Source organism: Neobacillus jeddahensis, assembly GCF_000612625.1.
In the GTDB taxonomy this organism is placed as follows: domain Bacteria; phylum Bacillota; class Bacilli; order Bacillales; family Cytobacillaceae; genus Neobacillus; species Neobacillus jeddahensis.
The window spans coordinates 53852-64097 of the sequence record NZ_CCAS010000021.1; the positions used below are offsets into that span (position 1 = coordinate 53852).

Annotated in this window: 2 protein-coding genes; one reads left to right on the forward strand and one right to left on the reverse strand. The window is 41.1% G+C overall.

Annotated elements, in window-relative coordinates; all coding sequences use genetic code 11:
* Positions 1-137: 137 nt before the first annotated feature.
* Positions 138-9512: an InlB B-repeat-containing protein gene (locus tag TY15_RS24245; RefSeq protein ID WP_042374473.1), complete on the forward strand. Its 9375-nt coding sequence runs from the start codon at positions 138-140 to the stop codon at positions 9510-9512.
* 342 nt (positions 9513-9854) lie between these two features.
* Here the strand turns inward: TY15_RS24245 and TY15_RS11555 are convergent, their stop codons facing one another.
* Positions 9855-10238 carry a type 1 periplasmic-binding domain-containing protein gene (locus TY15_RS11555; protein WP_306454194.1) on the reverse strand — a complete coding sequence of 128 codons (384 nt, stop codon included), beginning with the start codon at positions 10236-10238 and terminating at the stop codon, positions 9855-9857.
* Positions 10239-10246 lie beyond the last annotated feature (8 nt).

The window sequence follows — 10246 nt, forward strand, 5'->3', positions numbered from 1 at the left end:
TATTGTCATATGATGTTGAATTGTAGAAGGGTGACATTTATCACATTAAAAAGGGTGGATTTATAAGCTAATAGGTTCATAGAACTAGGATAGTTTAGAAATCATCAACTTAATAAAAATAAGAGGGGAAGAAAAAAATGAAACGTCGATTTTCATTGATACTTGTTTGTGTCATGTTGTTTTCATTCGTTCAGCCTCCTGCATCCAGTTATGCGGTAGGTATGACTATGGCCGGGTCGGGCACAGCGCAAGACCCGTATATCGTTACAACGGCGGATGAACTGAATAGCATTCGCGATAATTTGAATGCTTCCTATAAATTAGGAAATGACATTGATTTAAGTGGCTATACGAACTGGAATCCAATTGGGGAGTATGCTGGACAAGCTTTTAGGGGAAGTTTCGATGGTGACAATCATACGATTAGTGGGTTGACCATCACTAGTAGCTCTATGGGAGTTGGTTTGTTCGGCAGTGTCGATACATATGGCACGATCAAAAATGTCCATTTAAAGAATGCGGCTGTAAAAGGACAGGCCTTGGTTGGCAGTCTGATCGGATATAATAAGGGAACCATTAGTAACAGTAGTTCTGAAAATGGAACAATAGAAGGAACCTCCCATCAAATTGGCGGACTGATTGGGGCAAACGCTGGACCTGTGAGTGATAGTCATGCGAGTGGAACAATCAAAGGCGGACGCCAGGTTGGTGGCTTAATCGGTCAGAATGAGAAAGCGATTTCGAAAAGCTATGCAACCGGAACGGTGACGGGAACGGAACAAGTTGGCGGTTTAGTGGCGACCAATTATCAATATACTGCTATCTCAGACAGTTTCTCACAAGCTAGTGTTACAGGCACAATGTATGTCGGTGGATTAGCTGGTATTAACAATGGATCGGTGAAATCTAGTTACTCAACTGGAAAAGTTACTGGAAATACATATGTTGGTGGCTTAGTTGGTTTCAGTAATGGCGGCTATGTGATGTCTAGTTATTTTGATCAACAGACATCAGGTCAAACTAGCTATGGGAATGGAACTCCAATGACCACGGCAGATATGCAAAAAAAAGCAACTTTTTCTGGCTGGGATTTTAGCAATACCTGGGGGATCCAAGCTGGACAGTATCCTACACTTTTACCTTTTGGAGTTGAACGTACTTATCAGGTGACATATGATCTGAACGGGGCTACGGTAGGAACGGTTCCAATCGACGATTCATCCTATAAAAAGGGCGAAACCGTTACGGTTAAAGGGAATAGCGGCACTTTAGAAAAGACGGGCTTTGCCTTTAGCGGTTGGAATACGAAGGCAGACGGAAGTGGGACAAATTATCCTGCAGATACAACGTTTATTATGGGCGATCAGCATGTCACCCTGTATGCCAAATGGAAAGTTGTCTTTACCATGAATGGATCAGGTACAGAGCAGGATCCTTATATTATTACTACTGCAGATGAACTTAATAGTCTGAGATATGATGTAACCGCTCATTATAAATTAGGAAATGACATTGATTTAAGTGGGTTCTCGAACTGGCAGCCGATCGGTACCAATCCTACTTTTACAGGTAGTTTTGATGGGGACAATCATGTTATTACCGGGCTGAAAATGAATAGTAGTGCTTCAGATGTTGGGCTATTCTCCACTATTAGTTCAGATGGAGTGGTGAAAAATGTAATTTTAGAAAATGTAAATGTAGCGGGATATTCTAGAGTTAGTAGCTTAGCAGGAATAAATTACGGAACGATTAGTAATAGTAGCCTGAAAAGTGGTACGGTTACTGGAACTTCTAGTGTTGCTGGAGGATTAGTTGCAACTAATATAGGAACGATTAGTGATAGTAATGCAAATGGAATTGTAACAGGTGGGGGCAATGACATAGGCGGTCTAGTTGGAACAAATAGCGGAAAGATTACGAAAAGCTTTACAACTGGAAGTGTAGCAACATCGTACGCCTATGCGAGCAATACGGGAGGATTAGTTGGTAATAATATTATTAACTTTAATTCTCAATATATCATTAGTGACAGTTTTTCAAAAGCGAATGTAACAGGAAAAACAAATGTCGGTGGATTGATTGGGCAAAATGCAGGGGGGGTTACTCGTAGTTATGCTATAGGAAAAGTTACAGGAACCTCTTCTACAGGCGGCTTAATCGGAGTAAACAGAGGTCCTGAAAGTAATAGTTTCTACGATATGGTAACAACCGGACAATCGGACACGGGCAAAGGTGACGCGCTTCCAACACAAGATATGCAGACTAAATGGTTTTTCGTCGACTTTGGTTGGGATTTTGACACCATTTGGGATATCAGTGAAGGAGACTATCCAAATCTCCGGTCACTTGAGGTGGTTAAAACTTACCGTGTAACCTATGATGTGAACAGTGCAACTGCAGGACTGGCTCCTGCTGATAGCTCTAAATATAAAAACGGTGACCCTGTTACAGTAAAAGGGAACTCTGAGAATCTAGTAAAAACAGGGTATACGTTTGCTGGCTGGAATACACAAGCTGATGGAAGCGGAACGAACTACGCTGCAGATGATACGTTCAGCATGGGTGAGCAAAATATCACCTTGTACGTACAATGGAAAGAGATGACGTATACGGTATCCTATGACGCTAATGGTGCTACAGGAGGAGCTGTTCCAAGTGATAGCACAGAGTATAAGAATGGTGACACGATCACAGTTATAGGAAACAGCAGAGATTTAGTCCAGACAGGCTTTGTTTTCGATCATTGGAATACAAAAGCGGATGGCAGCGGGACAGATTATACTGCAGATGAAACGTTTAATATGGGTGACCAAGACGTCACTTTATATGCACAGTGGATCGATCCAAATGCGATGAAAGGGTCTGGGACGGTAGAGGATCCGTATATTGTCAAAACTGCAGAGCAATTTGATCGGATTCGTGAGGACTTAAGTGCCTCTTACAAGCTAGGAAATGATATCGATTTAAGCAACTATTCAAATTGGGAGCCGATCGGGAATTCGTTCAGTCCATTTACAGGAACTTTGAATGGTGATGGACATGTTATTAAAGGACTTACTATTCAAGGCGCTTCGATAAATGAAATGATCGGTTTATTTGCTGATAATAGTGGAATGATCGAGAATGTTGGTTTAGTTGCTGTCAATATTGACCTTTATGGTTTTGGTATTGGCGCATTAGTTGGTTACAATCATGGGGCCATCCTGAATAGCTATGTAACCGGCCATGTAACGGGTCTTGGTATTGTAGGCGGTTTAGCAGGCAGCAATTCAACAGAAGCTTTCATTGTGAATTCCTTTTCTACAGCTACAATCACTGGAAACTATACTGTAGGCGGTCTTGTTGGTGAAAATCATGGGATTGTAGATAGCAGCTATGCCACTGGAAAAGTGACGGGTATGAATGAAGCAACTACTATTGGTGGTCTTATCGGGATTAATGATGGCTCGAGTGCTCTGCTGGGAACATATATAAGCAATAGTTATGCAAAAGGATCAGTTACGGGTAAAGTCCAGGTAGGCGGTCTTGTTGGGTTTAATATGCGTGCTAATATTAGTGAAAGTTATGCTGCCGGAAAAGTAACTGGAGTTAGCTCTGTGGGTGGTCTTGTTGGAGATAATTTTGATGGCGATGTACAAGCTAGTTTTTATGATAAAGAAGCAACAGGCCAAGTAGATACAGGCAAAGGCATTCCGATGTCCACTGTTGATATGAAATCGAGATTAACCTTTGAACTTGCTAGATGGGACTTCCTGAATATTTGGGCAATAGATGCAAACCTTTATCCATATTTACAGGCCATTCCTGCTTTACAGTTTTATTTGGTAACATACGATGCAAATGAAGCGCTGGGCGGAAATACACCTATTGATGGCGGTGAATATCGTAATGGTGAGACCGTAACAGTAAAAGGAAATACTGGTAGTCTAGTAAAACCAGGTTATCAATTTACTGGCTGGAATTCGAAGGCAGATGGCAGTGGGACATCTTACACTTCTGATGAGATATTGACTATTACAGATCAAAGTATCACTCTTTATGCTCAATGGGAAAAAGTAAATTCCATGCAGGGATCAGGAACAGAACGTGATCCGTTTATTGTGATGACGGATACCGATTTTAATGATATTCATAAAGATTTAACTGCTCATTATCGATTAGGAAATGATATCGATTTAAGTAGCTACTCCAACTGGGAACCGATTGGGACTGATGCCGATCCTTTCACCGGAGGATTTGATGGTAATTATCATACCATTAGAGGACTGAAGATTAATCGACCAAATGCCGTGGATGTAGGATTATTTGGTTTTACCAGCAATGGCTATATTCGCAATGTTGCGTTGGAAAATGTTGATGTGGTTGGTTTTAGTAATGTCTCTGCTCTTACAGGAAGAGCATTTGGAACGATAATTAGCAATAATTATACCACAGGTAACGTAAGCGGAGTTAATAATGTATCTGGATTGGTAGCAGTTAACTATGGTGTCATTGAAAATAGTTATTCTAACTGTGCAGTAACGGGTACTGTATTCGTCGGTGGTTTAGTAGGTAATAATGAAGGGTTCTTTACAAATAGTTTCAGCAGTGGAAAAGTATCTGCAATAGAGACTGATTTGACTTTTGTTGGTGGATTAATCGGATTCAATGGATTCGGTCTTCCGATTACAAATAGCTTCTACGATGCCGACACCACAGGCCAAAATGACTTTGGTAAAGGTGTTGGTAAAACAACCTCAGAAATGCAGTCAGCAGCCACTTTTTTCATGGCTAGTTGGAATTTTGGTTCTGTTTGGGGAATCAATGCAGGTGGGTATCCTGCGCTAAAGGGATTTAAATATACAGTGAAGTATGATGCAAATGGGGCTGAAGCAGGTAGTGTCCCAAGCGATGAATTATTCTATAAAAATGGCGACATGGGGATCATCAAAGCTAATAGCGGTAATTTACAAAAAATTGGTTATACATTTGTCGGCTGGAATACGAAGGCGGACGGCACGGGGATTGACTATACTCCTGGGAATTCAATTAATATGGATGCAGGAAATATTTCCTTGTTTGCTCGATGGGAAAAGAAACAATACACAGTAAGCTTTGATGCAAATGGTGGAAATCCTGTTGCTTCAGAAACTGTGAAGTATCAAGAGAAAACAGTGCAGCCGGCACTCCCAACGAAAGAAGGGTATACGTTTGCTGGCTGGTATAGTGATGCTAACCATACAGCATTGTACGATTTTGATATGCCTGTGACATTAGACATTACGCTCTACGCGGATTGGACTATCAATCAGTATGAAGTAAGTTATGATACCGGCGGCGGCAGCAATATTGCTTCGGAAAATGTGAAATACAATGAAAAAGCAACGCAGCCAGAAGCGCCGATAAAAGAAGGCTACACCTTCGCTGGCTGGTACAGCGATGAAGCTCGAACGAATTTGTACGATTTTAATGAGTCAGTTAAAGCAGCGACAAAGCTGTATGCGAAATGGACCCATAATCAATATGAAGTCAATTTTGATACAAATGGCGGCAGTAATATTGCTTCGGAAACTGTGAAATACAATGAAAAAGCAATGCAGCCAGAGGCGCCAACAAAAGCAGGGTACACGTTCGAAGGCTGGTACAATGATGCAGCTCTTACGACATCGTATGATTTTGACACACTAGTGAAAGCTCCGATGATTTTATATGCAAAATGGACTCGAAATCAATATGAAGTAAGCTTCGAAAGTAACGGTGGCGATAGTGTCGCCTCTCAAAACGTGATCTATGAAGAAAAGGCGATCAATCCTGGCATTCCAACGAAAGAAGGCTACACCTTCGCTGGCTGGTACAGCGATGAAGCACGAACGAATTTGTACGATTTCAATGAGCCTGTCAAAGCAGCAACAAAGTTGTATGCGAAATGGACTCATAATCAATATGAAGTCAATTTTGATCCAAATGGCGGCAGTAATATTGCTTCGGAAACTGTGAAATACAATGAAAAAGCAATGCAGCCAGAGGCGCCGACGAAAGAAGGGTACACCTTCGCCGGCTGGTACAGTGATGAAGCACGAACGAATTTGTACGATTTTGACGCGCCAGTGAAAGGATCAATGATCTTATATGCAAAATGGACGCCAAACCAATATGAAGTAAGCTTCGATAGCAATGGCGGAAGTCAAGTTGCAGCTCAAAACGTAACCTATAAAGAAAAAGTAGGAATGCCATTAGTACCAACAAAAGAAGGCTACACCTTTGCTGGCTGGTACAATGATGAAGCACTAACGAATTTGTACGATTTCAATGATCCAGTAAAGGCAGCGACAAAGTTGTATGCGAAATGGACCCATAATCAATATGAAGTCAATTTTGATCCAAATGGCGGCAGCAATATTGCTTCGGAAACTGTGAAATACAATGAAAAAGCAACGCAGCCAGAGGCACCGACGAAAGAAGGGTACACCTTCGCCGGCTGGTACAGTGATGAAGCACGAACAAATTTGTATGATTTTGACGCGCCAGTGAAAGGATCAATGATCTTATATGCAAAATGGACGCCAAACCAATATGAAGTAAGCTTCGATAGCAATGGCGGAAGTCAAGTTGCAGCTCAAAACGTAACCTATAAAGAAAAAGTAGGAATGCCATTAGTACCAACAAAAGAAGGCTACACCTTTGCAGGCTGGTACAGTGATGAAGCACGAACGAATTTGTACGATTTCAATGAGCCAGTAAAGGCAGCGACAAAGCTGTATGCGAAATGGACTCATAATCAATATGAAGTCAATTTTGATACAAATGGTGGTACTGCTGTTGCATCTGCCAATGTGAAATACAATGAAAAAGCAACAAAACCAGAAGCACCGACGAAAGAAGGATACACCTTCGCAGGTTGGCACAGTGATGAAGCTCTAACGACATTGTATGACTTTGACGCACCAGTAAAAGCAGAGATGATCTTGTATGCAAAATGGACGCCAAACCAATACGAAGTAAGTTTCGATAGCAATGGCGGAAGTCAAGTGGCTGATCAAAGCGTAACCTATAAAGAAAAAGTAGGAATGCCGTTAGTACCAACAAAAGAAGGCTACACCTTTGCAGGCTGGTACGGTGATGAAGCACGAGCGAATTTGTACGATTTCAATGAGCCAGTAAAGGCAGCGACAAAGCTGTATGCGAAATGGACTCATAATCAATATGAAGTCAATTTTGATCCGAATGGCGGCAGCGGCATTGCTTCGGAAAATGTGAAGTACAATGAAAAAGCAACGAAGCCAACAGTACCAACGAAAGAGGGCCACACCTTCGAAGGCTGGTACAGCGACACAGCACTAACGACATTGTATGACTTTGGCGTACCAGTAAAAGCAGCGATGATCTTGTATGCAAAATGGACGCCAAACCAATACGAAGTAAGTTTCGATAGCAATGGCGGAAGTCATGTGACTGATCAAAGCGTAACCTATAAAGAAAAAGTAGGAATACCGTTAGTACCAACAAAAGAAGGCTACACCTTTGCCAGCTGGTACAGCGATGCAGATCTAACGACATTGTATGATTTTAATGAGCCTGTCAAAGCAGCAACAAAGCTGTATGCGAAATGGACCCATAATCAATATGAAGTCAATTTTGATTCAAACGGTGGTAGTGCTGTTGCATCTGCCAATGTGAAATACAATGAAAAAGCAACGCAGCCAGAAGCACCGACGAAAGAAGGGTACACCTTTGCCGGTTGGTACAGTGATGAAGCACGAACAAATTTGTATGATTTTGACGCGCCAGTGAAAGGATCAATGATCTTATATGCGAAATGGACGCCAAACCAATACGAAGTAAGCTTCGATAGCAATGGCGGAAGTACTATTGCTTCTGAAAATGTGAAACACAATGAAAAAGCGGTAAAACCGGAACTACCAACAAAAGAAGGCTACACCTTCGAAGGATGGTTTAGCAATTCAAAACTAACGACCGAGTACGATTTCGATCAGTCCATAACAGCTGATAAAACACTGTATGCGAAATGGACGATCAATGAGTATAAAGTAAGCTTTGACACAAATGGCGGAAGTAAGGTAGATTCAGAAAATGTGAAATACCAAGAGACAGCGGAGAAACCAGTATCCCCAACGAAAGAGGGCTATACATTCGCCGGCTGGTACAGTGATGAACAACTTACTACTATGTACGATTTTGAAACACCAGTCACCGCGGCAACGACTTTGTATGCGAAATGGGCATCTTCGAACAGTGCGCTTTCTACTATTACGTTATCGAATAACGCTAGTTTATCGCCAAGTTTCGATAAGAAGAAAACGACATACACAGCTACCGTTGCTTATGATGTACAGCAATTAACAATTTCTGTCACAACATCAGAGACAAGAGGTACGGTTCAATTGAATGGCCAAATGGTTGATCACGGTTCAACAGAAGTAACCGTCCCACTTTCTGTTGGGGAAAATATGATAACCATTAAAGTTACTGCTCCTGATGGGGTTTCAGCGACGGCTTATACGATTCAAGTTACTCGTGTAGACGAACCGAAAGATGTGACAAAGGATATTATCATCGACGTCACTTCAGATAATGGACAGGGTGTACTTGCGCAAACATCAATCAAACGGACAACAGAAACTAGTGGGAAAGTGAAAGACTTAGTTACATTTACTCAAGAAAATGCACAAAAAGTGTTGGAGAAACTGGGGACATCGGCTAAAAAGGCAGTTACATTTGACATTCCTGATAGCAATGATGAGGTTTCTGAAACAAAAGTAGAAGTACCAAGTGATGCCATAAAGTTGTTAGGACATGGGGGAGCTGCACTCCAAATTCAAACGAATGATGTGAATATTCTTGTGCCTAACAAGTCAATTCTGGAATTTGATAAAGAGTTATATTTCCGTGTTGTGCCTGTGAAAAATGAAGCGGATCGACAATTGATTGAAGAACAAGCTAAACAGGAACAAATCGTGAAGAATATTGTCAAAGATCAAAATAGGGAAATTCAAGCTCTAGGACGTCCGATGGAAATTGAGACGAATATGCAAAATCATTTGGTTACCATTATGATGCCACTACCAACTGATGTGCAGCTAACGAATGAGATGCTTGAAAATCTAGCGGTTTTTATCCAGCATAGCGATGGTACGAAAGAAGTACTTCCTGGGAAAGTTGTAAAAGACCAGTCAGGGAAAATATACGTTCAGTTCGATGTAACAAAGTTTTCAACCTTCACCGTGATGTATATGGAAGGTGCTTCAGAATACTTTGCAAAGGACGATACGGTAGAAATACCAGACAAGGAAATATCAAATAATGATAAAGAAAATGGGGATATTTCGATAAATAAAGGCCAAGCCTCTACGGAAGAAACAGATAAGACCCCTGCGAAAGTAACAAGTGAGTCAGACCTACCTAACACAGCAAGTAATCAATACAACTGGATGTTAATTGGTAGTTTATTAGTTTTACTTGGTTTGATCAGTTATTTTTTTGCAAGAAGACGAAAGAATGAAATGACTAATTAAAAAGAAATATTAGGATTACTTTACTATCTAGTAGGTTTGGTGACAAGGAGACGAAAACAAGTTTCCTTGTCACCTTTTTTTGTAGACCAAGGGGACGGTTCTTGTGGCCAGAATTAATCAGAGGTTGGCAACCATCTCCCTCGGCTGAACCACATCACTACAAATCACAAGGAACTATCTCCAGTTCGGCTGCCAGGTAATAGATCATCGTAATGCGGAGCATTTTTCATTGTTTTCAATTTCATAGCAAAGAGAAGGATTCAGACAGAACATCTCTCTAAAATGCGATAAGGTATTTTCACTTTTTCTCTAGCCTTTTTTATCACGAGGCTACAAGCCTGTTCACCGACTTTCGTTAGCTGGTGATCCACTGTAGATAGGCCCAAACCGATCCCTGTTTTTTAATAATTGAAAGGCATCTAGATAAGAAGAATACCGGTCCATATAGGAACAACCAATTTCCGGATGCGGGGTATATTCACAAGATACAATCGAACCGTACTCGCTATACGGAATAATCGTCTCCCAATCATTCGCCCTTGAAGTGATAATGATGCCATCGACGAGCTTGCTTTTTAATTTCTGCAAGTACTCTATTTCTTTTTCTTTTCTATATTTTGACGGAAGCACCGTTATCAAATAATCATGTTCTGAAGCCATATTTAGAATGCCGTTTAATAGTTGATCAAAGGCTGGGTTGTTGTTATAGGGGAGGATAACGCCTATTGTTCAAA

Coding starts and splice junctions, on each gene's coding strand:
- TY15_RS24245 (WP_042374473.1), top strand. CDS start 138: ATGAAACGTCGATTTTCATTGATACTTGTTTGTGTCATGTTGTTTTCA.